The following is a 22,776-nucleotide window of genomic DNA, read 5'->3' on the forward strand; positions in this document are numbered from 1 at the left end:
TTGGATTGAATATTTTTTATTAACTTAAATGGAAATTTGATGAATAACCACCTAAATTAAATAAAATGAAAATGATGATGAGAGACATTCAGTCACCTGCAGAATTTGTAGAAAAATTTATTAATCAGACGAATCAGTCTATATTCTTAACAGGGAAGGCGGGCACGGGAAAAACTACCTTATTAAAGAAAATAATTGATACTACTCATAAGAACACTGTAGTAGTTGCCCCTACAGGTATTGCTGCATTGAATGCAGGAGGAGTAACTATTCATTCATTCTTTCAATTGCCTTTTGGAGGATTTATTCCAATTGATGGACAAGCTCCATTTACACCAGGAAATCGACAGTTTAATACCAAAACAACTCTTCAAACACAGCATATTCGTGTAAATAAGAGGCGTAGAGCTATTTTTCAAGAAATAGAATTGCTGATAATTGATGAGGTAAGTATGTTGCGTGCAGACCTGCTGGATGCAATGGATTTTACCCTGCGTAGAATTCGTCGAAATGATACTCCGTATGGTGGGGTACAAGTACTTTTTATTGGAGACTTGTTGCAATTACCACCTATCATCAAAGGAGAAGAAGAAGAAATCTTTCGTCGTTATTATAATGGAAGTTTTTTCTTTCATGCAAAAGTGGTAGAAGAGCAAGCTCCTCTTTATATTGAATTAGATAAAATTTATCGCCAAAGTGACCCTGTGTTTATTGATATTTTAGAAGAGCTTAGAAATAACCGTATTTCTGATAAAAGTTTGGATTTATTAAATCAATATGTGCAACCTCATTTTGATTCAACAAAGCAAGATGGTTTTATTACAATCACTACACATAATGCTTTGGCAGATGAAATAAATGAGAAATCTTTACGGGCTCTTGAAGGTAAAGAATTATCATACGAAGCTAAGATTGAAAAAGATTTTTTAGAAAACATCTATCCTATTCCTTCTACATTAAAGTTAAAGGTAGGCGCTCAAATTATGTTTTTGAAAAATGATACATCTTTCGAACGAAAATATTATAATGGTAAAATCGGAAGAATAGTTGAATTATCTCCAAACGAAATTAAAGTGCTTTTTCCGGAGGAAAACAAAATTATTAAAGTTGATGCCTATGTTTGGGAGAATATTAAGTATAACCTCAACGAGTTATCAGGACAGATTGAAGAAGATGTAATTGGAACTTTTACACATTTCCCTATAAAATTGGCTTGGGCAATTACTGTACACAAGAGTCAAGGGTTAACTTTTGATAAAGCAGTATTGGATTTATCACAAGTATTTGCACCTGGACAAGCGTATGTAGCACTTTCCCGCTTAACTGGTTTAAAGGGCTTGGTACTTAAAACCCCTATACGGTTCAATGGATTACGTAATGACCAAGATGTCATGAATTATGCCCAAAATAAGGCAGATAGTTCCACCTTACAGAACAATTTAGAGGTTAACTCCATCCAGTATATACAACAGCGCCTACAGCGTGCTTTTAACTGGGAAGGGGTAGTAAGTAAATGGTTTGCTTTGGAGGCTGAGCATAAATCAGCAGGATTAAAAAGTGAAATGGGGAAAAATAGAGAATGGGTTACGGAACAAGTAAATATACTTACTTCTACTCTCGAACCAGCTAAGAAATTTAGAGATTGGATACTTAAGTATTGCCTGCCTGGACGTATGGACCCAAACTATTTAAGCGAACGTATAGAAGCAGCATATAGCTATTTTATAGAACCTCTTGATAAAGTATTCAAAAACAATTTGAAACAAATAATTCTATTACAGCAGAAGACAAATGTTAAACAATACGTAGAGAGTTTAATCGAAGTGGATGATCTTATGACTAAGGAAATCACTGAACTAAAAAAAATGCGAAAGTTTATTCAAAATTTTGCAAATGGAGAAGAACTTTCGAAAGAGGCTATATGGAATGAGCAGATTAAAAATTTTAAAATTATAAAGGTACAGACTGTAAAAGAAGAGTTACGTAGAGAATTGCCTGAACAAACTGCAGAGATAGATACACGTATGCTTTTAAAAACACAGAAAAAGGAACGTAAATCTAAAGAAAGAAAACCTAAAGGACCTTCTACTTATGAGCAAACGTTAGAAATGTTTAAGTCTGGAATGTCTGTCTTTGAAATTGCTGATCAACGTATTCTTCAAACAGAAACGGTGTATAATCATTTGGCTAAATTGGTTAAAGAGGAGCAAATACGAGTAGAGGAAGTATTGGATAGAGAGAAGCTTACTTATCTCAAAGAGATATTAGGAAATTCTATCGACACTTCACTATCAGAGGCAAAAGTAAAAGTTGGAGATACAATTACTTGGGAGGAATTGAAGGTCTATCATGCAAGCTTGCTTAAATGACTTCATTTATTTTCTTTCCTTCTTTAACTCTTCAATTTTGTCTTTAAATGAGTATTTATCAGATTGCTTAGGGAGTATTGGAGTAATCTCTTCTTTTTTTGTAGCTTCTTTTCTAATTTTTGTTTCACTTTCTTTTTGAATTTCTGATTTCGGTTCCTTTAAGTTTTTCGGTTTCTCAGAGAACGAGTATTTATTGTTACCTTGATTAGTATTTGTTCTTGATTTAGAAGTCTTTTCTTTCTCTTTTAGTCTAGAAGTATCAGCTTGTTTTGGCGTATGAATCTCTTTCTTATCTTTTATTGGTATAAGGGGTTTTTCTTTATCGCCCTCTTTTCCTTCTTTGAACTCTTTGAAACTTCCCTCGAACATACTATACTGCCGAAAGCTACATTCTAGGTTTCCATTGAAGACTTTCATTTTCTGACTTGGCTTTAATCCTATGTTTTTGAGCGCCTCTTCGTTTGAAGAAATAAGCCAGCAGTTATACCCACTAAATGCATGCTTTAAATGATCCCCAATTCCTTGGTATAGTTCAGAAACGTCTTCTCCAATACGTTCTCCATACGGAGGATTACAGATGATAGTCCCTTTCTCTACTGGAGCTTCAAGTGTTAAGAAATCTTGTCTTCCAAAGGAGACCATATTTCCAATAGGGGCCATTCTACTATTGCGTTTGGCCTTTTGAACCATTTCGGCATCTATATCATAAGCAAAAATGTCAAAGCCTAAATTCTTAGGTCTATTGTTTGCCTCGTTTCTAACCTTTTCCCAAATTTCTTCATCAAATGAATTGAAATTTTTAAAAGCATAATGTGTTCTCTCTATCATGGCAGGAATATCAGCAGCCAGTAAAGCAGCTTCAATAGCAATTGTTCCTGAGCCACACATAGGATCAATCAACGTAGATTTCTTATCCCATCCAGATAAACGAAGGAGACCTGCTGCTAATACCTCATTCATTGGTGCTTCCCCTGTTTCTTGTCGATAACCCCGTTGAAAGAGTGGTAATCCACTTGTATTTAAAGAGATAGTAACAGTTTTATCTTTAATATATACGTCAAACATTACTTGAGGTGATTTAATGTTTACGTCTGGTCGTTCATTATATTTATCTCGAAAAGTGTCTGCAATAGCATCCTTAATCAGCAACATTGGGAATTGGGTGTGCTTAAAGAAATTAGAAAATACAGCCCCTTTAACTGCAAAAGTTTTATCTAATTTAAAATAAGATGTCCAATCAATCTTACGTGCTTCTTTATATAAATCATCTTCCTTGTGGATAAAGAATGTTTTAATTTCTACTAGTACAGAGATAGCTAATCTGCAGCGAAAATTCAATCTATACACATCTTCCCATGTTCCTTTAATTCGAACAGCTCTGTTTAAGATTTCAATATTATTATAACCTAATTCAATGAGCTCTTCTTTCAGGATTTCCTCAAATCCAAAGAGTGTTTTTATGGTAATTAATTCTTGTTGCATGAAGTCTTTCTATTTTGCAAATATAGGGTAGGTTTTCAAAAAACTCTCCCAAATTTTTATAATTCCATAAAAATCGCATACTTTGTAGAAATTATTAATCCAACCAAAAGTTGAAAGGGAGAATAGGGTTTATTTTCATTGTTCTGTTTTTGATTCATACTTCATTGACATATAGTCAACGGGTGGGGGTTGTGTTGAGCGGTGGTGGAGCTGCTGGATTAGCACATGTTGGTTTATTAAAAGCCTTAGAAGAAGCTCATATCCCTATTGATTATATCGTAGGCTCAAGTGCGGGAGCTTTAGTAGGTGCTATGTATGCATCCGGAATGTCTCCTATAGATATTGAAGAATACATACTTTCCGGAGCTTTTGAGAAATTAGTTTCAGGTAAACCAGCTAGAGAAGAGCGATTTTTTTTACGGGAGCGTTCAGAAGATGCTTCTATGTTTAGGTTTAGCTTTAGATTTGATAGTTTATTATATAATTCACTTCCTACTAACTATTTGACACCTGCTTTCTTGGATTTTGAGATTTTACGACTTATTGGAGTTGTTGGAGCTTCAAAGGGAAATGATTTTGATTCCTTATTTGTACCTTTCCGTTGTGTTGCTTCGGATGTTTATAATAAAAAATCCATACTTTTTAAGGATGGAGACCTCAATGAGGCGGTTAGGGCATCTATGACTTTCCCCTTTTTTGTGAACCCAATTCGTGTGGATGGTAAATTGTTATTTGATGGTGGACTTTATAATAACTTCCCTTCAGATATCATGTATAGTGAATTCTCTTCGGATTATATTATAGGAAGTAATGTTTCAGGGAATGACCCACCACCTAAAGAAGAAGACATTATTAGCCAAATAACTACACTTTTCTCACATCAAAGTGATTATGAAATACCTTGTGAGACTGGTATTATGATTGAACCTCAGATAGATATTGGGACATTTGAATTTTATCGAATGAGAGAAGCAATTAATGCAGGATATAACTCCACAAAAAAATACATAGATAGCATCCGTCAGTTTGTTCATAGAATTGAAGATACTCAAACTATAAATGCAAGAAGAGCATCTTTTAAAACAACTATTCCAGCTGTGTATATTACGGAAGTCAATGTACAAGGAGTAAATGCGAAGGATGTTTCCTTTGTAAAAGATAATTTTGTTCGTGACTCACTGAGGAAACCTATGCCATTTCATACCTTTGAGAAACGATATTTTCGTGCATATTCTACCGAACAAGTTAAATATATATATCCTACATTGAGAAAGGAGAAAGATTCTTTATACTCTTTACACCTCAAAGTTACCAAGCAAAAGCCATTTACTATAAGTATTGGAGGGCATTTATCAACACGTCCTATTAATACAGGTTACATTGGACTTTCATATACCGATATAGGTAAAGGTGCCATTGGCGTTTTTGGAGAGGCTTATTTCGGGAAATTTTATACTTCCACCAAATTAAAAATAGATTATGATTTACCAACCTTATTTCCTCTTAGATTGAGTCCCTATTTTGTATTGAATAGATGGGATTTTTATGAAAATTCTACAACATTTTTTGCAACAGCCAAACCATCTTATGTAACACAAAACGAGATATATTATGGATTTTCTTTAGAGGCTGCTAACCAGCGAAATGGAAAGTATGGAATAGATTTCAGAAAGTTTAAAAATAAGGATCAATATTATCAAGTAGCCGACTTTAAAGATGGAGACACTTCTGATATAACATTCTTTCAAGGAGAATCCGTTCAACTGAGATATGAATTCAATACCCTAAATAGAAAACAATTTGCATCAGAAGGAGCTCTTTTACGTGCAACCTTACGTTATATCCAAGGAAAAGAAATCAGTTTGTCTGGGAGTACAATTAAAACTCCTTACGATATCCGAAGATGGCATAATTGGGTGAATTTTTCTATTGAAGGTCAGAAATATTTTAATATGGCATCTTTCTTTAAAATTGGTATTTATGGAGAGTTGAATTTTAGTTCCAATGCCTTGTTTTCAAATTATATGGCATCTATTTTGAATACTTCGGATTTCTCTCCTATTCCTGATAGTAAGACCATATTTATGACAGAGTATCGCGCACCTCAATTCTTGGGTACAGGATTAGATATAGTATTTAACTATAGAAAATCATTTGAATTTAGATTTTCTCCTTATTACTTCTTACCCCTTAGACAAATTGTGTCACCTAATGAGAATACCTTTGGATATTCAGATTTGATTGGAAATGGAATGATGATGGCTAGTTCATCCCTTATTTATCACTCTCCTTTTGGCCCTTTACGCTTAACTGCAAATTATTTCCCTATGCAAAAGCATCCATTTATTGTACAATTAAGTTTTGGCTACATAATCTTTAATAAACATTCAATTCGATAATGAACTATTAGTAATTAAACGTTGTTTATTATCTTTGTAAAAATTTCTAATATATGATATTACCTATTGTGGCGTATGGCGACCCAGTATTGAAAAAGGAAGGGGAGGAGATAAATAAAGATTATAAAGGTCTAAAAGAATTGATTGAGAATATGTGGGAGACTATGTATAATGCAAGTGGTGTTGGATTAGCCGCCCCCCAAATAGGTAAATCAATTCGCTTATTTATTGTAGATGCTTCTCCATTTGCAGATGACGACGATGAAGAAAACCCTGATCCGAAAGCAAAAGGATTGGAAAATTTTAAAAAAGTTTTTATAAACCCAATTATTGAGGAAGAAACAGGAGAGGAATGGGCCTTTCAAGAAGGTTGCTTATCTATTCCAACAATACGAGAAGATGTCTATCGGAAAGAGAAAATAACGATCTCCTATTATGATGAGAATTTCAAACTGCATGAAGAAACATATGATGGCTATGCTGCACGTGTTATTCAACATGAATATGACCACATTGAGGGCGTACTGTTTACAGACCATATTTCACCTTTGAAAAAGAAACTTTTGACTAAAAAACTGGTGAATATTTCCAAAGGAGATATAGATGTGAATTACAAAATGGTGTTTCCTTCACAAAAGAAAAAGAGATGAAATTTATATATCTTATAGGCATATCTTTATTTCTTTTTTCTTGTAATACTTCCTCTAAAGATATGAGTAAAGAGTATTGGGAGGAATTGATTCAAAAAACAGATGATACTATCAAACTGGATTTCCAACAAGCTACGAAAAATCAGAATTTCCAGATAAATACTGCGCTTTATCAAAGAGCCATTGAGAGAAACTTAAATTTCTATCAGAGATTCCCAACAGATACTTTTTCTGAGGTGGCTTTAGATAAGGTAGCAGCACTCTTTCTACAAATAAATCAGGAAAGTGAGGCAGTTAAATGGAGAGATACTTTATTGATTAAATTCCCAAATACTAGAAATAGAATAGGTTTGCTTGAACTTCAGATGAATTACTATGATTTTAACCAATATAATAAAGAAAAGATTAACTTTTACTTAGAACAATTACTCGCTAGTAAAGAACTTACGGAGGAGCAAAGGCAATCTTATGAATACAGATTAAAACATATTGATTTGACTTTTGAAGAGCTCATTCTTTTACAATCTCAAGACGCTGAAGATTCTGTTAAATAAGTTTTTGTTAAGTTGTTAAAGGTTTGTTAAAAAAAAACAGGCACGATTTTTTCATTCTATATTTGAAATGAAATTAAAATATATTACCATGAAAAAAATACTATTAAGTTTGAGTGTGTCATTTGTAATGATGATGGGACTTAACACAATGTTTGCTCAAGAAACAACAAAAACTCCTGCAGTAGGAGAGAATGGAGCTAAAATCGTTTTTGAAAAAGAAGTTCATGATTATGGTACAATCAATCAGTATGCTGATGGTACTTGTGAATTCGTTTTCAAAAATACAGGAAATGAACCTTTAGTTATTTCTAATGCACAAGGATCTTGCGGATGTACAGTTCCTGAATGGCCAAAAGAACCAATTGCTCCTGGAAAAACAGGTGTTATTAAAGTAAAATATGACACAAAAAGAGTTGGAGTTATTGGAAAGAGCGTTACTTTACAATCTAATGCTATCAATGAGCCAACTAAAACAATCAGAATTAAAGGTAATGTGCTTGCAAAACCTTCTGGAGAAGCACCAGTTAACAATAGTGGAGCTCCAGCTTCAAACTAGTTGAATGATAAGATTAATTTTTAGTTTATTCATATTAAATTCCGCTTTTGGCTTTGCTCAAAAAGCGGAATTTAAGTTTTTAACCCCTACCATTCATGATTGGGGAAAAGTAAAAGAAGGAGGTATCTTAGAACATTATTTTGTTTTCCAAAATATTGGACAAGAACCTTTAGTTATTAATGAAACTATGGTTGCTTGTCATTGTACTACTGTGAAATTTCCTACTTATCCAATTTTACCTCAAAAAACCGACTCTATCCTTGTGCAATTTGATACTAATAAAACGTATTATCGACAAAATAGAGCTATTATCATCAAGTCAAATACAAAAAAGAACGAAAAATTGGTGATTAAAACTTTTGTGATTCCGAAAGAAGATTGATACATTATCCTCTTTTGAAATATGAATCTGCCTAAAGTAAAAAACCTATATATTTTATTGTTTACCAAATAATTTATGTACATTTGTGCCCTCAAAATATAAAAGGATGTCAAACGGAGTTAAAATATTCGCAGGTAGAGTTTCTCACACATTTGGAGAAGCTGTTGCTAAAGAATTTGGAACAACACTAGGAAGTGTAACGGTTGAAACTTTTAGTGACGGAGAAATTCAGACATCTTTTGAAGAAACCGTTAGGGGTCAAGATGTTTTTATAGTTCAATCAACTATTCCGCCAACGGATAACATTATGGAATTACTACTTATGGTAGATGCTGCAAAACGTGCTTCTGCTAATAAGATTATTGCTGTGATTCCCTATTTTGGTTATGCTAGACAAGATAGAAAAGACAAGCCAAGAGTTGCAATTGGAGCAAAATTAGTTGCCAATATGTTAATGGCTGCAGGTGTAGATAGACTAATGACTATGGACTTACATGCTGATCAGATTCAAGGTTTTTTTGAGTTTCCAGTTGACCATTTGTATGCTTCTACTGTTTTCTATCCTATTCTTAAGGATATGGCAGAGAGTGGGAATTTAATCATGGCAGCTCCTGATGTTGGGGGTGCAAAACGAGCCAATTCTTATGCAAAGAAATTAAACTTAGGTTTGGCTATTTGTCATAAACAACGTAAGAAAGCAAATGAAATTGCTGAAATGACAGTGATAGGAGATATTGAAGGGAAAGATGTTGTTTTAGTGGATGATATGATTGATACGGCTGGAACTTTAACCAAAGCAGCAGATCTATTTATGGAAAAAGGAGCCAAAAGCGTGAGAGCTTTTTGTACACACGCTGTATTATCTGGCCCAGCGTATGATCGTATCAATGCATCAAAAATTACAGAACTTATTGTTACCGATACAATTCCTTTGAAACAGAAAAGTGACAAAATCAGAGTTGTGTCTGTAGCTCCGTTATTTGGAGATATTATTGAAAAACTTCAGAATAACCAATCAATTAGTAAACACTTTATAATATCATAAATTAAATAAAAATGAAAAAAGCACAGTTGAGCGGTTCGCTTAGAGCGAACGTAGGGAAAAAGGATGCTAAAGCTATCAGAGTAGCTGAGAGAGTTCCTTGTGTACTTTATGGATCAGGAGAACAAACTTACTTCTCAGTTCGTTCCATAGATGTAGAGAAAATCATATTTTCACCAGATGTATATCAAGTAGAATTGGATATTGATGGAACAAAAAAGAGAGCGATTGTTCAAGATAAGCAAATCCATCCATTAACAGATAAGCCAGTTCACGTTGACTTCCTTGAATTAGTAGATAATAAGAACATTAAGGTTGGTATTCCAATTAGAATTACAGGACGTGCACGTGGAGTTATCAATGGTGGTAAAATGTACACTGTATTCCGTACAATGAAAGTTGAAGGTTTGCCAAATGACGTGCCTGCTGAGGTAGAAATCGATGTTACAAACTTACGTATTGGTCAATCTATCCGTGTTAGAGACGTGAAGGTTCCAGGAGTTAAATTATTAAATGATGAAAATGCAGTTATAGTTTCAATTAAAATGGCTCGTGGAGCTGTTGCAGATTCTCATGATGAGGCTGAGTCTAGTGAAGAAGCACCAGCTGCAACTGAAGCACCTGCAGAAGGAGCCGCAGAATAACAAGCTTAAAATTAATTTAGATAAGAGGCTGTTACAATTTGTGACAGCCTCTTTTTTATACTTATTGGCTTTATTGACCCTCTTATTGAGGCATGACAGGTAAACTTTATCTTTCATAAAACGTTATATTTATAAAATAACTTGACAGGTTTTTACGTAGATTTGTTACTATAAATTTTAGACTATGAAAAAGATTGGAGTGAATGGATTTGGTAGAATAGGTAGATATTTTACTCGAATGAGTTTGGAACAAAATGATATAGAAGTAGCAGTGGTTAATGATTTAGCAGATATTCATACGCTAGCACATCTCTTAAAATATGATTCGGTACATCGTAAAATAAAATATAATTTTACGATACAAGGAGATACACTCACTTTTGAGAATGGAAGAAAGATAGTTTTCACTCAATACAAAGATCCAAAAGAAATTCCATGGAAAAAACTGGGTGTAGATTATGTGTTGGAATCAACCGGAATTTTTCGCACAAAAGAAACTGCATCCGCTCATTTCGTAGGTGGAGCTAAAAAAATAGTTTTGAGTGCTCCTGCTAAAGGTGATGGTTTTAAATCTATTGTAATTGGTGTTAATGAAAATGAATTGACTGAAGCAGACACCTTGATTAGTAATGCTTCTTGTACAACTAACTCAGCTGCTCCGTTAGTTCGATTATTAAAGACTATGTGTACTATTGACAGTGCATATATCACCACTGTTCATAGCTATACTTCCGATCAACGTTTACATGATGCTCCTCACAGTGATTTAAGAAGAGCACGCGCAGCTGCTGAATCTATTGTGCCAACATCTACTGGAGCAGCCAAAGCGCTATCCAAAGTCTTTCCTGAATTAGAAGGGAAAATGGGAGGTTGTGGGATACGTGTTCCGGTAGCAGATGGCTCTTTAACCGATATGACGTTTACTGTATCTGGAAATATTCCTACAGTAGAACAAATCAATGCTGAATTTAAGCGTGCTAGCGAGAATGAATTAAAAGGAATTCTTGAATATACTGAGGAACCTCTGGTTTCCGTAGATATTATAGGAAATCCTCATAGTTGTATTTTTGATAGTCAGCTTACTTCAGTTATAGGAAGACAAATAAAATTAGTTGGTTGGTATGATAACGAAGCGGGTTATTCCAATCGTTTAATTGACTTATTTAAAATCATTTAAATTGGGAGTAGAAATAGAGCGAAAATTCCTTGTACATAAGGAAAAATGGGAACAGATTAAACCTAAAGTGGGAAAACAAATCTCACAAGGATATTTAATGAATACACCTGAATTGGTCGTTCGCATACGTACGAAAGGAGATAAGGGATTTGTCACTATTAAAGGGCATTTAAATACTATTTCTCGGACGGAATATGAGTATGAAATTCCATATAATGAAGCAATGGAAATGCTCCAACAATATTGTCCAAAAAGGATAGAAAAAACACGATTTGAGATAAGAATGGGAAATCATCTTTGGGAAGTTGATGAATTTGTACAACCCCTGACAGGACTTATCTTAGCCGAGATCGAATTACAAGATGAAATGGATCAGTTTGAAATCCCTGACTGGATTAAAGAGGAGGTAACACATTTGCCAGAATATTACAATGCTAATATGCTAAAATAATTTATTAGTTTACCCGTTGTGCATTTAGCTAAAATGCATGATATCATCTTAGACCCCGACACTCTTTCGTCCGTCGGGGTGACAATACATAGAGAGGGTAAAGCGGTCGGCTTTGCCGACCGATAGTAGCCCCCAACAATTGTCACCCCGAGAACCTTGGTTGCTCGGGGTCTATTTTTTTAAATAATTTCTATTTTCTTACATCCTCGCAGAGTAAACACAATCCATATATAGTAGAGATTATTTTTTGTAAATGCACAATGGGTTATTAGTTTACTATTGTGTATTCTCCAATCTCACTGCCTCTAGCGTTAAACTATCTTGTATTTTATTATATATATCCAATAGTTTCTCTTGGTGATAAGAATAATAATCCATAGAATGTTGATAGCGGATACTATCTATGGCATATTTCTGAAGAATTGTATCCATTACATACGGAAGTTGAGCATACTGGTTTATATTGGTTTCATTTAATGATTGATAATAAGCCTCTACCACCATCATATCATATAAAATAATACGAAAAGAGTCTTCGGGAATTAAATCCTTAGGGATATCAGTATTATCTATCTGGTATGAACAGCCAGCAAAAGAGAATACACTAAGCAAGAAAAATACTATTCTTTTAAGCATCAATCAAAACGATTAAAAGTGAGACGTCTTCCGGTAGCTTCTGAAACAATTTTATCTTGGTCATAAACTAAATTTCCATTTACAAAAGTTTTTTCAATCTTATGAGAAAAAGTGGTTCCTTCAAATGGCGACCAACCACATTTGTAAAGTATATTTTCTTTAGTTACAGTTGTTGTTTGAGTTGGATCAATTAATACCAAATCAGCAAAATAACCTTCTCGAATAAAGCCTCTATTTTTTACGCCAAACAAAGTAGCTGGTGCATGAGCAGTTTTTTCGATAATCCTTTCTTTAGAGATTACTCCTTGTAAAGATTTTTCAAAGAGTGCTAAGAGCGCATGTTGTACTAAAGGTCCGCCTGAAGGTGCTTTAAAATACGATTGTTCTTTTTCTTCTATGGTATGTGGCGCATGATCTGTAGCAATTACATCAATACGATTATCTAATACTGCTTTCCAGATGGCCTCTCTATCACTTGCTTTCTTTACCGCAGGATTCCATTTGATATATGTTCCTTTTGCTGCATAATCCTCTTCTGAAAACCAAAGATGATGTACACAAGCCTCTGCTGTAATTCGTTTTTGAGCAAGTGGAGTTATATTCTCAAATAGAGAAAGTTCCTTTGCTGTAGAAATATGTAAAACATGTAAACGAGCTCCGTGCTTTTTAGCTAAGGAAACAGCCAAAGAAGAGGATAAATAGCATGCTTCATCACTTCGAATTTCTGGGTGGTACTGAATAGGCACATTCTCTCCGTATTTTTCACGGAATAATTCCATATTTCTACGGATTGTAGCTTCATCTTCACAATGTGTTGCTATAAGCATAGGAACTTTACTAAAGATATTATTCAAAGTAGTTGGATTATCAACCAACATATTTCCTGTACTAGAACCCATAAATACTTTTACACCACAAACATCTTTAGGATTAGTTTTGAGCACTTCCTCAATATTATCATTGGAAGCTCCCATAAAAAAACTATAATTAGCAGCACTAGTTTTTGCAGCAGTTGCATATTTATCTGCTAATAATTCCTGAGTTAAGGCCTGTGGTACAGTATTAGGCATTTCCATAAAAGAAGTTACGCCACCTGCCACGGCAGCTCTACTCTCTGTAAAAATTGTGGCTTTATGTGTGAGTCCTGGTTCTCTAAAATGAACTTGGTCATCAATACTACCTGGAACTAAATATTTACCTTCACAATTGATTTCTTGAGCAGAAACATCTGCTACATGTGAATCTATTTTAGCAATCCTATCTCCGTCAATTAACACATCACCTACAAAGGATTTCCCTTCATTAATAATGGTCGCTTGTTTTAAAACATATTTCATAAATCCATTTTTCTCATCTTCCAAACGCCATATATAGCTTCTTTGAAGATGCTAATATCCATTTTTGATGTTCCTTTTTGTCTGTCCACAAAGGTAATTGGAACTTCGACAATTCCCAAACCATGTCTTCGAACACCATACTTCATACAAATCTGGAATGCATAACCTTTAAATGGGATATTATTGTATTTCACCGTTGATAAGGCTTCTCTGGAATAACACTTAAATCCAGCAGTGGTATCTTTGATTCCTATCCAAAGAATCATACGCACATAGATAGAAGCAAAGTAGGACATCAAAATACGTGAGAGTGGCCAATTTTTTACTTTTCCTCCCTTACAATAGCGAGAACCTATAGCTAAATGCACTCCTTCTTGATTGCAAGCATCATACAAACGAATCAAATCGTCCGGATTATGGGAAAAATCAGCATCCATTTCAAAGATAAATGCATAACCAACTCCCAATGCCCAATCAAAACCAGCTTTATAGGCTGTTCCTAATCCATTTTTTCCTTGCCTTTCTAATAAATGTAAACGATTGGGATATTCTTCTTGGAGTTCTTTCACTTTTGAACCAGTTCCATCAGGAGAATTATCATCGACGATTAATAGATGGAAATCTTTTGCATAGCCTAACACCTTACGCGTAATGCGCTCGATGTTTTCAATCTCGTTGTATGTAGGGATTATAACTATGCTGTCTGATGTCATTCGCTACTTTTTAAATGCTAATATACAGGAAAATTTATATTTTAATTTGTTCAATATGTATAAAAACCCATCAAATTAATACTTAGAAGTTCGGGGTTAATTGATTTGTTTTAAAGAAATCATCAATATATTTTATAACCTCTTCTTCATCATCCGAAATCTTAATTAAATCCAAATCTTCTGGACTGATATTTCCAAAAGAAAGCATGGTCCCTTTGATCCATTCAAATAAACCAGACCAATATTCTGAACCAACTAAAATAATTGGTTTTTTAGTAATCTTATTTGTTTGCACCAGAGTCATGGCTTCAAACAACTCATCCATTGTTCCAAAACCACCTGGAAGTACAACAAATGCTTGAGAATATTTTACAAAAATAACTTTGCGTACAAAGAAATAATCAAATTTTAAATTGGATTCGGGATCTATATACGGATTATCGTGTTGCTCAAAAGGTAAATCGATATTTAATCCAATTGATTGACCTCCGCCAAGTTGAGCTCCCTTATTTCCTGCTTCCATAATTCCAGGTCCTCCTCCAGTTATAACTCCGTATCCTCTTTCTCCTAATAATTGAGAAATTCTAACAGCTTTCTCATAATATACAGAACCTGGTTTTACCCTTGCCGAACCAAATACGGAGATACTAGGTCCAATCTTTGCCATTTTTTCATAGCCACTTACAAATTCAGCCATGATTTTAAATAAGGCCCAGCTATCATTTGACTTTATTTCACTCCAATTTTTTCCTGGTTTATAACTCATATTATCTTTTTAATTCAATTTCTAAATATTTTCCTGTTATAGATTTTTTATCCTTTGCAATTTGTTCAGGTGTTCCAACGGCTACAACCTCTCCTCCTAATCTTCCTCCTTCTGGACCAATGTCTATAACATAATCTGCCATTTTTACTATATCCAGATTATGTTCTATTACTAATACAGTATTTCCTTCTTCTACTAATCTATTTAGCACCTCCAACAGCATACGTATGTCCTCAAAATGTAATCCCGTAGAAGGCTCATCCAAAATATAAATGGTCTTTCCCGTGCTTCTTTTTGCTAGTTCAGACGCTAATTTTATACGTTGTGCTTCTCCTCCAGATAGTGTTGTAGAAGGCTGTCCCAACTTCACATAACCCAAACCTACCGATAATAAAGTGGACAAAATACGATGAATTTTTGGAATAGGCTCAAAAAATTCGGTTGCTTTTTCAATCGTCATGTCCAGTACATCAAAAATAGATTTCCCTTTATAAAAGACATCCAAAGTTTCTCGGTTGTATCGCTTCCCTCCACAAGTCTCACATTCGACATATACATCAGGAAGGAAATTCATTTCAATTTGGCGCAATCCTGCTCCTTTACATGTTTCGCAGCGACCTCCGCTTACATTAAAAGAAAATCTTCCTGGCTTATATCCTCGGATTTGTGCTTCAGGGAGACTAGCAAACAAACTACGGATTTCATCAAATAATTTAGTGTAGGTTGCAGGATTGGATCGTGGTGTTCTTCCAATTGGTTCTTGATTTATTTCAATGACTTTATCTAAGTTTTCCAATCCTTCAACTTTTTTGTACGGCAAAGGAACTTGTACACCATTATAAAAATGTTGATTCAGTATAGGATACAAAGTTTGATTAATCAATGTTGATTTCCCACTTCCCGAAACACCTGTTACGCATATGAGTGTACCTAAAGGAAAACTAATGCTAACATTTTTTAGGTTATTCCCAGAAGCTCCTTTCAGGGTTAAGATATGTCCATTGCCTTTGCGTCTGGTTTTGGGAATCTCTATTTTGCGCTTATCATTCAAATACTGAGCTGTTAGAGAATTTCCCTTTAACATCTCTTTATAAGTAGAAGCAGTTACAATTTCGCCCCCATTCACACCTGCTCCCGGACCAATATCTACAATAAAATCGGCAGACTCTATCATTTCTCTATCGTGCTCAACCACAATCACTGAATTACCTGTGTCTCGTAATTGTTTTAAAGAATTAATCAGACGCGTGTTATCACGTTGGTGTAATCCAATACTTGGTTCATCCAATACATACAAAACATTCATCAGTTCCGAACCAATCTGAGTAGCCAATCGGATGCGCTGCCCTTCTCCTCCAGAAAGTGTTCGAGCAGGTCTATCCAATTTTAAATATTTTAATCCTACTGATAAAATAAATGATAAACGACTGTTAATCTCTTTCAAAATTTCTTCAGCGATTTTGAATTCACTCTTCGATAACTTTTTAGGAAGTTCTTTAAAGAATTCAGCCAATTCATCGATATCCATTTGCACCAATTCTCGGATATTTTTCTCATCAATTTTAAAGTAGAGTGCTTCTTTCTTCAAACGAGAACCTTCACAAGTAGGGCATGTCTTTTTTTCCATAAATGATCTTGCCCAACGCGAAATCTGAATAGATGAGCCATCACTGATATGTCGTTCTAAAAAATTAATAATTCCTTCAAAAGCGAAAACATTTTTTCCTTGTTCGGAAACTCCAGCATCTTGGCCATAAAGAATTGCATTTAAAAGTTCTTCTGGGAAATCTTTTATGGGAGTAGTAAGAGAGAATCCTTCATTTTCTAAAAATTCTTCTAACTCTTCAAAAATCCAATTTCGTTTATATTCTCCTAAAGGCTCTAAACCACCTTTCTTGATGGATAAGTTCCTATCAGGTATAATTTTATTGATATCTGCCACAGAAATCTCACCTAAACCACTACAAGTAGGACACGCGCCATACGGAGAATTGAAAGAAAATAAATTAGGCTCAGGTTCAGCATAACTTATTCCCGAAGTTGGACACATCAAAGCGCGGCTATAATAGCTAACTGTTTGAGTATCCGCATTAAATATCATCATGGTTTTCTCACCAAGTTCCATACTTAATTCAACAGCTTTTTTAAGTCTTTTCTTATCTTTTGCATCTGCCTTCAAGCGGTCAACAACCAACTCGATATCATGGATTTTATATCGATCCAAGCGCATTTCAGGAACGATATCTATCAGCTCTCCATCAACTCTCATTTTGGTATAGCCCTTTTTAAGCATACGCTCAAAGAGTTCTCGGTAGTGACCTTTTCTACCTTTTACCAAAGGAGCTAAAAAGATTAATTTGTTTCCATCGAGTTTTTGCAGAATAAGTTCTACAATCTGGTCATCAGAATACTTCACCATCTCTTCACCTGTCACATACGAATAGGCTTTTCCTATACGAGCATATAGCAAACGCATAAAGTCGTATATCTCCGTAATGGTTCCAACTGAAGATCGAGGATTTTTAGATACTGTCTTTTGCTCAATTGAGATTACTGGAGAAAGACCTTCAATCTTATCCACATTGGGTCTATCTAACCCCGAAAGAAACTGGCGTGCATAGGCAGAGAAAGTTTCAATATATCTCCGTTGGCCTTCAGCAAAAATCGTATCAAAAGCCAACGAAGATTTTCCACTACCACTCAATCCTGTAAATACGACCAATTGATTACGAGGAATCGTAATGTCAATATTTTTAAGGTTATGCTCTTTCGCACCAAAAACTTCTATTACTTCTTTCATTTGTATCAAATCCGAGGTATGCAAAGGTAAGAAAATCAAATTCTTTTTCACCTTAGTTCAGTCTAAACAAAAGTTTATTTATAATGTTTCAATCTTGACACTGAAAGAAATACAATTGTGATAGGAACATTCCTAATCATTCTTAGGTGCTGGGTATTTCAATGTATTCCTATACAATGGTATAAATACTGAAAGGAAGAATAATAAACCAAGGAAGGATGTATAGTAATACCCTCTAATTGCTAACCATCCTAATAGAATGGCATATATAGCAGAAAAACAACTAATTATTAAAAATATAACCCAAACTTTAAAATCAGAATGACCTTTATATACCAAGTGGTGGGTGGTGTGATCTTTTCCTCCTACCATCACAGAAGAGCCTTTTCTTTTACGATTAATAGTTACTGTTAAAGTGTCAGCGATAGTTGGTGTAAAAGCTGTAAGAATTAGGAATATACTTATCCAAGATGGAATTTCAAGTGTAGCAGGTAAATTCCATATTGCTTTAATACCAAAATAACCTACATAGAGTCCAATAAATTGACTACCCGAATCTCCCATAAACATTTTGGAAGGATTTATATTAAAAATTAGAAATCCAATGATACCTCCTACCTGAGCCAGAATAATTAGAGTCCAAATAAATAAGTTTTGGTTACCTGAGAATAGGAGGCAAAATAAACAAGTGAGTAATATAAATAAAGATACTGTTGCGGTAATTCCATCCATATTATCCAACATATTTAGACTATTCATAATGGCAACAATCCAAAAAACAGTTAACGCACTATCCAACCAGAATGAATGAAAAAAATCAATATTGTTGTCAGTAAAGACAAGCACTAAACCACATGAAATTTGCCCAAATAATTTAAGAAAAGGCCTTGTATTATATGCATCATCCATCACACCAATTCCAAAAGCAAGGATACTGGCAGCTATCAACCCCACAAATTTTATGTTTAGGAATATGTTTTGAGTTGGGTAGATAGAAGCTATTGCTAAAATAACGGCAATAAAAACGAAGAATAAACTAATTCCTCCTAAAGAAGGCTTTGAAGAGCTACTCCAACGTACGATAATATCATTTTTATTACGAATACCTAAACTTTCTGAGAAACGTAATAATAAGGTGTTTACAACTAAGGAAATTGCAAAACCACCTATAAAGAATGATATGATTATTAGGATGTTAGTATCCAATATAAATGTTGTTTTGTGTAGAATACCTTTTTAAAAAGGTGAAGCAAAGTTACAAAAGTTTTGACAATATTGGTCTTTTTCGGATAAAATTGGTTGAGTAATATCCCAGTCAATAGCTAAATCTTTGTCATTCCACATAATCCCCCGTTCAGACTCTTTATTGTAAAATTGAGAACATTTGTAGCTGAAGATAGTATCTTCTTCCAAGGTTAAGAATCCATGAGCAAATCCCTCAGGAATAAAAAATTGTTTCTTATTTTCTTCGGATAAGATAATTTTATAATGTTGACCGAATGTTGGTGAATTTTTTCTCAAGTCCACTGCAACATCTAATACTGCTCCGCGAATTACACGAACCAATTTGGCTTGAGCAAATGGTGGGGTTTGATAGTGAAGTCCTCTCAGAACATTACTGGCAGACTTGGATTCATTATCTTGTACAAAAGTGAGAGTTGATCCTACTAGCTCTTGAAATAATTTAGTATTAAAAGATTCCATAAAATACCCTCGCTCATCTTCATAAATTTTGGGTTCTAAAATAAATAAACCTTCTATATCTGTTTCAATTAGTTTCATACCAATTTATTCTGTATAATAGTTGTTTTTATAATAGGATGATTTCGTTAGGCTAACCCCGTTTAGGATAACATTTAGATTTTTTATATCATTCAACTTAGATAACTCTTCTAATTTTTCAATAAATACACGTTTAGAGTATTCGGCTCTAAAAATGTAAATTGGAATATCGGATTTAGACATTACCTGAAGGCCATCAGCAACTACTCCCACAGGTGGATTGTCAATTATAATGATATCATATTTTAGTTTTAAATTTTCAAGAATCTCATCAAATATGGGGTTTATAATTAATTCAGCCGGATTAGGAGGTATTGGACCAGCCGGTATGAAATCAAAATTATTCATTCCAGTATTCTGAATGGCTTCCTCAATTGTGCAATGTTTAGCTAAAATATTGCTCATACCTATTGTATTTGATTTATCTAATCCTAAATGCACCTTGGGTTTACGCATATCTAAATCTATTAAAATGACTCGTTTTCCTGTTAATGCATATACTCCTCCAATATTCAAAGCGACAAAGGTTTTCCCTTCTCCAGATACAGTAGATGTAATGGCGATTGTCTTTGCGTCCTTATTAATAAAAGTTAGATTGGTCCGTAGCAAACGGAAATATTCACTCACTGCTGTTCGAGAAGAATTCTCTACTACCAATCTGGAATATTTTTCTGGAAGTTTTATTTTGGGTATAATACCTAAGATATGTGTATTAAATGGGGCTAAGTTCTGTAGATCAAATAACTGATTTATCTTGTTATAGGTTAAATATCTCAATAATAAGAAGGATAGAGAGATAGAAAAGGAAAAGAAGAGTGCAATCCCATATACTATCGCCTTTTTGGGAAAAATTGATTGAGAAGAATTTATAGCTGGATTTAGAACTTTATTATTTGTTGTATATCCAGCATTTGAGATGGAGTACATTACCTGTTTCTCTGTAAAAAGAGAGAAGTATTTTTCATTCAGATCCTTAATATTTATGAGTTTAGATAATTCTAACTCTTTCTCTGGTAGATAATTAAACTGCCCTTGAATTTGACTTAATTCGGAGTTTACAAATTTGAGTTGTTCGTTTTCACCTTTTATGAGATTACTAATAAACTCACGTATATTATCTTTTCTAATAGCAATCTTTTTATTAACTCGCTTAACTACTTCATTGTCTGTTGTTACCTTGTATAGTAAATCTTCTCTACTTTCGGCTAAAGTATATAACTCATTAATCTGTTCTCCTAAGGTTGTACTGTATGATTTCCCTATTAGATCGGGTAAGAGTCTATAAATTTCAATACTCTCTGGATTACCTTGTATCTTTTGATCAATTTTATTTAAAACTCTCAATTCATCTATGATTACTCGCTCCTTCTCTTTGAGTTCAATAATTTTCTCGTTTAATGCAGAGCTTAAAATAGTGGGGTCTGAAACACCTTCTGTACGTTGATAATTGATAATCTGATTTTTAGATTCATTAAGAGATTTTGAAAGTGAATCAAGCTGTGCATCAATAAACTTGAGAATTCGCTCATTACTTTCTTTTTTTACGGTCTCATCATAATTAAAAAATTCATCTGTTAAAGTTGTAACAATGTCGTATGCTAATATTGAATTATTACCTTGATAACTTATTTCAATAGTTTGTGCAGAATAATCTATGACCTCAACCGATAAGCCATCATAAAAAAGATTGGCAATATCCTCTGGTTTGTTAATTTGAAAATACAATTGATTAGACTGACATTCTTCTTCAAAATTTATTACATCTTCTACCTTCATTTTTATTGAAAAATAGTCTGAGTGTATTGTATCTTCAGTATATGGAATCTGATAATCTTTTCCTTCACACGTATAATTAAGTATTACTCCTTCGTCTTTTATATACTCTAAATAAATGGGCACATTATAAATGACTGGATTTTTCACCTCAATTAATTGAATATAAAAACCACCTTGTTTATAGTGTAGTTCTGTAAGAATATCCCCTTTGGCGTAGCTAAGAATTTTCAAAGGGAGTTTCTCAATTGCTTTACTAAATAACATTCTAGATCTCAATAACTCAAGCTCTTTAGCAATCGTATTGTCTTTTTGGAATCCTTGGAAACCGAGTACTTCGGCACCTTGGTCTTCATCACTAATTTGTATAAGTATGCTTGATTTATAAATAGGTTTAGTATAACGTAAATATAAAAAGGCTAATGTTATAAATAGAGAAGTTACAAGAACGCACCAATACCAATTCTTCTTTACTACAGCCTTTAAGATGTGAACATCAAAAGTTGTATTAATAAAAATCTTATTTCGTTGTGCTGCCATTCGCTATTTAATAGACAAAATTACGGTAATTACTACAATTACAGAAGAAATTAAAGAAACAAGAGGAGCTACCTCTTTTAAGAATTCTTTAGTAAGTTGTTTAGTAGGTTCAATATAAATATAATCATTAGATTGAACTATCATATCTGCATACGCTAAACCATCTAAAGTGCTTAAATCAACTTGATAAACTTTTCTACCTTCGTCAGTCATACGCATGACTTTAATAATCTTAGCCCTTCCTCGTTCTGTAATTCCTCCTGCCAAAGCAATAGCTTCCATTAGCGTTGTGTTTTCATTCTCTAGTGCAATTACCTTTGCATCACTCCCTGAACCAGGAAACACAACTACTCTTCTATTGATAACTCGTATCTGAATATACGGATTATTATAGTATTGTCCATATAATTCTTTTAGCTTCTCTTGGGCTTCAATGATACTTAAACCTGCTAAAGGTACCCAAGATAACATTGGAAGCTCCACCTGTCCATCTTTTCTAATAAGATATTCTATATTAGTAGCACTATGCTCCTCTCTGTCAATAGCAGCCGCATTGTCAATTATTTGCTTACCATCTTCAGTATATAGTATGAATGAAATTTTATCATCAGCAGCAAGACGATATGCATCAGAAGGAGACATGGGGATATCATCAGAAATTACATCGACATTTTTTGTTCGAAACATAATAGAACTATTTACCCCACATGAACTGAATAGGAA

General features: G+C 33.9%; 20 protein-coding genes. 10 read left to right on the forward strand and 10 right to left on the reverse strand.

Annotation, left to right across the window (positions count from 1 at the left end; genetic code table 11):
- Window positions 1-77 precede the first annotated feature (77 nt).
- Window positions 78-2,369: an AAA family ATPase gene (locus M9897_02510; GenBank protein MCO5267751.1), complete on the forward strand. Its 2,292-nt coding sequence runs from the start codon at window positions 78-80 to the stop codon at window positions 2,367-2,369.
- A 6-nt stretch (window positions 2,370-2,375) separates the two neighbouring features.
- Here the strand turns inward: M9897_02510 and M9897_02515 are convergent, their stop codons facing one another.
- The gene (locus tag M9897_02515) at window positions 2,376-3,851 is read right to left on the reverse strand and encodes a THUMP domain-containing protein (protein ID MCO5267752.1); all 1,476 of its coding nucleotides are present in this window, start codon (window positions 3,849-3,851) and stop codon (window positions 2,376-2,378) included.
- A 110-nt stretch (window positions 3,852-3,961) separates the two neighbouring features.
- Between M9897_02515 and M9897_02520 the strand changes: the two genes are divergently transcribed.
- The 9 genes from M9897_02520 to M9897_02560 all read left to right on the forward strand — a co-directional run bounded on the left by M9897_02520 (window position 3,962) and on the right by M9897_02560 (window position 11,706).
- Window positions 3,962-6,250, forward strand: a complete 2,289-nt coding sequence (locus M9897_02520; GenBank protein ID MCO5267753.1) for a patatin-like phospholipase family protein — start codon at window positions 3,962-3,964, stop codon at window positions 6,248-6,250.
- A 53-nt stretch (window positions 6,251-6,303) separates the two neighbouring features.
- The gene (gene def / locus M9897_02525; GenBank protein MCO5267754.1) at window positions 6,304-6,900 is read left to right on the forward strand and encodes a peptide deformylase; all 597 of its coding nucleotides are present in this window, start codon (window positions 6,304-6,306) and stop codon (window positions 6,898-6,900) included.
- Complete coding sequence (locus M9897_02530; GenBank protein ID MCO5267755.1) at window positions 6,897-7,454, forward strand: hypothetical protein; 558 nt, start codon at window positions 6,897-6,899, stop codon at window positions 7,452-7,454. Before def ends, M9897_02530 begins: the two co-directional genes overlap by 4 nt.
- 88 nt (window positions 7,455-7,542) lie before the next feature.
- A complete protein-coding gene (locus M9897_02535; protein MCO5267756.1) occupies window positions 7,543-8,010 on the forward strand; it encodes a DUF1573 domain-containing protein in 468 nt (155 codons plus the stop codon).
- A gap of 4 nt (window positions 8,011-8,014) precedes the next feature.
- Window positions 8,015-8,392 (forward strand): DUF1573 domain-containing protein, encoded by a 378-nt coding sequence (locus M9897_02540; GenBank protein MCO5267757.1) that lies wholly within the window; start codon window positions 8,015-8,017, stop codon window positions 8,390-8,392.
- A 106-nt stretch (window positions 8,393-8,498) separates the two neighbouring features.
- Complete coding sequence (locus M9897_02545; protein MCO5267758.1) at window positions 8,499-9,437, forward strand: ribose-phosphate pyrophosphokinase; 939 nt, start codon at window positions 8,499-8,501, stop codon at window positions 9,435-9,437.
- 11 nt (window positions 9,438-9,448) lie between these two features.
- Window positions 9,449-10,078, forward strand: a complete 630-nt coding sequence (locus M9897_02550; GenBank protein ID MCO5267759.1) for a 50S ribosomal protein L25 — start codon at window positions 9,449-9,451, stop codon at window positions 10,076-10,078.
- Window positions 10,079-10,262: 184 nt separating this feature from the next.
- Complete coding sequence (gap, locus tag M9897_02555; GenBank protein MCO5267760.1) at window positions 10,263-11,255, forward strand: type I glyceraldehyde-3-phosphate dehydrogenase; 993 nt, start codon at window positions 10,263-10,265, stop codon at window positions 11,253-11,255.
- Window position 11,256: 1 nt separating this feature from the next.
- Entirely contained in the window at window positions 11,257-11,706 is a 450-nt protein-coding gene (locus M9897_02560; GenBank protein ID MCO5267761.1) for a CYTH domain-containing protein, read from the forward strand.
- Between the two features lie 276 nt (window positions 11,707-11,982).
- Here M9897_02560 and M9897_02565 read toward each other — a convergent pair whose 3' ends face one another.
- From M9897_02565 to M9897_02605, 9 genes are all read right to left on the reverse strand, one after another.
- Window positions 11,983-12,342, reverse strand: coding sequence for a DUF4296 domain-containing protein (locus tag M9897_02565; protein MCO5267762.1), 360 nt, complete (start codon window positions 12,340-12,342; stop codon window positions 11,983-11,985).
- On the reverse strand, window positions 12,342-13,679 hold the full coding sequence (locus M9897_02570; protein MCO5267763.1) for a dihydroorotase: 1,338 nt from the start codon (window positions 13,677-13,679) through the stop codon (window positions 12,342-12,344). The genes M9897_02565 and M9897_02570 overlap by 1 nt, the downstream gene beginning before the upstream one ends.
- Window positions 13,676-14,392 (reverse strand): polyprenol monophosphomannose synthase, encoded by a 717-nt coding sequence (locus M9897_02575; GenBank protein MCO5267764.1) that lies wholly within the window; start codon window positions 14,390-14,392, stop codon window positions 13,676-13,678. The genes M9897_02570 and M9897_02575 overlap by 4 nt, the downstream gene beginning before the upstream one ends.
- 82 nt (window positions 14,393-14,474) lie before the next feature.
- Window positions 14,475-15,158: a TIGR00730 family Rossman fold protein gene (locus M9897_02580; GenBank protein ID MCO5267765.1), complete on the reverse strand. Its 684-nt coding sequence runs from the start codon at window positions 15,156-15,158 to the stop codon at window positions 14,475-14,477.
- A gap of 1 nt (window position 15,159) precedes the next feature.
- A complete protein-coding gene (gene uvrA, locus M9897_02585) occupies window positions 15,160-17,958 on the reverse strand; it encodes an excinuclease ABC subunit UvrA (protein MCO5267766.1) in 2,799 nt (932 codons plus the stop codon).
- A 132-nt stretch (window positions 17,959-18,090) separates the two neighbouring features.
- A complete protein-coding gene (locus M9897_02590) occupies window positions 18,091-19,164 on the reverse strand; it encodes an undecaprenyl/decaprenyl-phosphate alpha-N-acetylglucosaminyl 1-phosphate transferase (GenBank protein MCO5267767.1) in 1,074 nt (357 codons plus the stop codon).
- Window positions 19,165-19,194: 30 nt separating this feature from the next.
- Entirely contained in the window at window positions 19,195-19,740 is a 546-nt protein-coding gene (rfbC, locus tag M9897_02595) for a dTDP-4-dehydrorhamnose 3,5-epimerase (protein ID MCO5267768.1), read from the reverse strand.
- Between the two features lie 6 nt (window positions 19,741-19,746).
- Window positions 19,747-22,053, reverse strand: coding sequence for a polysaccharide biosynthesis tyrosine autokinase (locus M9897_02600; GenBank protein ID MCO5267769.1), 2,307 nt, complete (start codon window positions 22,051-22,053; stop codon window positions 19,747-19,749).
- Window positions 22,054-22,056: 3 nt separating this feature from the next.
- Entirely contained in the window at window positions 22,057-22,740 is a 684-nt protein-coding gene (locus M9897_02605; GenBank protein MCO5267770.1) for a polysaccharide biosynthesis/export family protein, read from the reverse strand.
- Window positions 22,741-22,776: the final 36 nt, after the last annotated feature.

The sequence above is a fragment of the Brumimicrobium sp. genome, from assembly GCA_023957385.1.
GTDB lineage: Bacteria > Bacteroidota > Bacteroidia > Flavobacteriales_D > Crocinitomicaceae > Brumimicrobium.

What these genes read in the sequence shown, in the direction of transcription:
- M9897_02510 (MCO5267751.1), top strand. Translation starts at nt 78, where the DNA reads ATGAGAGACATTCAGTCACCTGCAGAATTTGTAGAAAAATTTATTAAT.
- M9897_02515 (MCO5267752.1), bottom strand. Translation starts at nt 3,851, where the DNA reads ATGCAACAAGAATTAATTACCATAAAAACACTCTTTGGATTTGAGGAA.
- def (MCO5267754.1), top strand. Translation starts at nt 6,304, where the DNA reads ATGATATTACCTATTGTGGCGTATGGCGACCCAGTATTGAAAAAGGAA.
- M9897_02530 (MCO5267755.1), top strand. Translation starts at nt 6,897, where the DNA reads ATGAAATTTATATATCTTATAGGCATATCTTTATTTCTTTTTTCTTGT.
- M9897_02535 (MCO5267756.1), top strand. Translation starts at nt 7,543, where the DNA reads ATGAAAAAAATACTATTAAGTTTGAGTGTGTCATTTGTAATGATGATG.
- M9897_02540 (MCO5267757.1), top strand. Translation starts at nt 8,015, where the DNA reads ATGATAAGATTAATTTTTAGTTTATTCATATTAAATTCCGCTTTTGGC.
- M9897_02545 (MCO5267758.1), top strand. Translation starts at nt 8,499, where the DNA reads ATGTCAAACGGAGTTAAAATATTCGCAGGTAGAGTTTCTCACACATTT.
- M9897_02550 (MCO5267759.1), top strand. Translation starts at nt 9,449, where the DNA reads ATGAAAAAAGCACAGTTGAGCGGTTCGCTTAGAGCGAACGTAGGGAAA.
- gap (MCO5267760.1), top strand. Translation starts at nt 10,263, where the DNA reads ATGAAAAAGATTGGAGTGAATGGATTTGGTAGAATAGGTAGATATTTT.
- M9897_02565 (MCO5267762.1), bottom strand. Translation starts at nt 12,342, where the DNA reads ATGCTTAAAAGAATAGTATTTTTCTTGCTTAGTGTATTCTCTTTTGCT.
- M9897_02570 (MCO5267763.1), bottom strand. Translation starts at nt 13,679, where the DNA reads ATGAAATATGTTTTAAAACAAGCGACCATTATTAATGAAGGGAAATCC.
- M9897_02575 (MCO5267764.1), bottom strand. Translation starts at nt 14,392, where the DNA reads ATGACATCAGACAGCATAGTTATAATCCCTACATACAACGAGATTGAA.
- M9897_02580 (MCO5267765.1), bottom strand. Translation starts at nt 15,158, where the DNA reads ATGAGTTATAAACCAGGAAAAAATTGGAGTGAAATAAAGTCAAATGAT.
- uvrA (MCO5267766.1), bottom strand. Translation starts at nt 17,958, where the DNA reads ATGAAAGAAGTAATAGAAGTTTTTGGTGCGAAAGAGCATAACCTTAAA.
- rfbC (MCO5267768.1), bottom strand. Translation starts at nt 19,740, where the DNA reads ATGAAACTAATTGAAACAGATATAGAAGGTTTATTTATTTTAGAACCC.
- M9897_02600 (MCO5267769.1), bottom strand. Translation starts at nt 22,053, where the DNA reads ATGGCAGCACAACGAAATAAGATTTTTATTAATACAACTTTTGATGTT.
- M9897_02605 (MCO5267770.1), bottom strand. Translation starts at nt 22,740, where the DNA reads ATGTTTCGAACAAAAAATGTCGATGTAATTTCTGATGATATCCCCATG.